The sequence below is a fragment of the Campylobacter felis genome, from assembly GCF_030250085.1.
Taxonomy (GTDB): domain Bacteria; phylum Campylobacterota; class Campylobacteria; order Campylobacterales; family Campylobacteraceae; genus Campylobacter_D; species Campylobacter_D upsaliensis.
This window is the reverse complement of sequence record NZ_JANURX010000035.1, coordinates 1-1,574: the sequence shown is the minus strand read 5'-3', so window position 1 is coordinate 1,574 and position 1,574 is coordinate 1. Positions and strand designations below refer to the sequence as shown.

The window sequence follows — 1,574 nt, the reverse complement described above, 5'->3', positions numbered from 1 at the left end:
ATAAAGCGGCGCTTGGTTAGCTATGATTTCATTTTCATCAAACTCAAACTCCTCACTCACCCAAAAAGCATAATCAATCACACTTTTATGACTTATGCTTACTCCCTTAGGTAGCCCTGTGCTACCACTTGTAAAAAAGACATAAAGTAAATTTGTATCAATATGTCTTAATCTTGCCTTTGTTAAAGCCTCTTCATCTCTTTCATAGCTTTCAAAATCTTCTGTATAAAGTGTAGGTAAATCAAGCTTGTAATTTAAATTTTTTGAAGTGATGAAAGCCTTAGGTTTTAAAACCTTAATGATTTTTTCTATTCTTTCAAGGGGCATTTTTTCATCTAAGAGTGTGTAAAAATTCCCACTCTTTGCCACGCCAAAAAAACTAATAAGCGTGTTAATGCTTTTAGGTAAGATGATTAAAATGGGACTTTGTGTAAAAGTGGGTGTGAGAGTGTTTAAAAGTTTGCTAGCTACCTTTTGACTTAAATCATCAAATTCTTTATAAGTTATACTTACTCCCCCCATTTCCTTAAAAAGCATTTTTTGTGGGAATTTTTTCACACTTTTTTGTAAAAAGTCATCAATATGACATATCATCTTTTCTAGCCTTTCATCGTTTTTTTGTATAATAATCTAAATTTCAAAACAAAAGGCAAAAAATGCTTGTGGATAAAAGCTACCTTATTAAAAGCTGTGATGATGTAGAACTTGGGATTAAGAGGGAAAGTAAGCTGGAATTTAGGCTTTGTTATGATGATGAAAAAGAAATTAAAGCCCTTATTTTCATCATTCCCGGGCTTGGTGCGGATGCTGATGAGAATTATAGAGAGCATTTAGCTGGGTTTGTAGCAAGCGAATTTGAAGCAGCTGTTGTGAGCGTGAATTACCACTGCATAGGTAATCGCTCTCTTACTGGAGTAGATTTTTTCTTAGATGAAATCGATAAAATGATTATAGATGAGTTTTGTAAAAATATCCATTTTAAAACGCCTCCTTTAGACTCCATTAATTCCAAAGAAGCCCTTACCGCACTTTTAGAGCTTATCAACGCACAAATTCTTAAACTTAAGCAGCAAAAAAGACTTAATGATAGCTTTCACCCCACACTTACAGCCACTCTAAAACCTGCGAGAAATGAATATAATAATTTTGGCATTATGTCCGCCCTTGACATTTTAAACACTCTTTTTTATGTGCAAAAAAATGCTCCTTTTAGCACGGGGGGGGGTAAGCATTAGAAATTTACCTGTTATTTTAATCGGCTCATCTCACGGAGGCTACTTAGCACATTTAGTAAGCAAAATCGCTCCTTGGGCGATAGATGGGGTCATAGATAATTCAGGCTATGCGAAATTTCCTTGGCGTTTTATAGGCTTTGGTAAAGAAATTGATTATATGAAGCATATATCCGTAGGCACGGCTTATAAAGAGATAAATTTGCATTGTTTTGATAAAACCTTTTGGACTTCTAATCGGTATTCGCCTAATTTTTTCTCCCCTGCAAGAAGAAAAATCCGCTATATTTTAGAGCCAAAGCACCTTGAAATTCAAGCAAACTATCCCAAACCCATTTATGT

General features: G+C 34.6%; 3 protein-coding genes. 2 read left to right on the top strand and 1 reads right to left on the bottom strand.

Translation table 11 applies throughout. The features are described 5' to 3' along the window. The coding region (locus tag NYG92_RS09105; protein ID WP_289234209.1) for an AMP-binding protein at nt 1-594 on the bottom strand (594 nt) is incomplete at its 3' end. Nucleotides 595-656: 62 nt separating this feature from the next. Between NYG92_RS09105 and NYG92_RS09100 the strand changes: the two genes are divergently transcribed. After that, nucleotides 657-1,235 carry a DUF2920 family protein gene (locus tag NYG92_RS09100; protein WP_289234208.1) on the top strand — a complete coding sequence of 193 codons (579 nt, stop codon included), beginning with the start codon at nt 657-659 and terminating at the stop codon, nt 1,233-1,235. After that, a partial coding sequence (locus tag NYG92_RS09095) for a DUF2920 family protein (RefSeq protein WP_289234207.1) occupies nt 1,201-1,574 on the top strand: 374 nt, incomplete at its 3' end. The genes NYG92_RS09100 and NYG92_RS09095, both read left to right, overlap by 35 nt.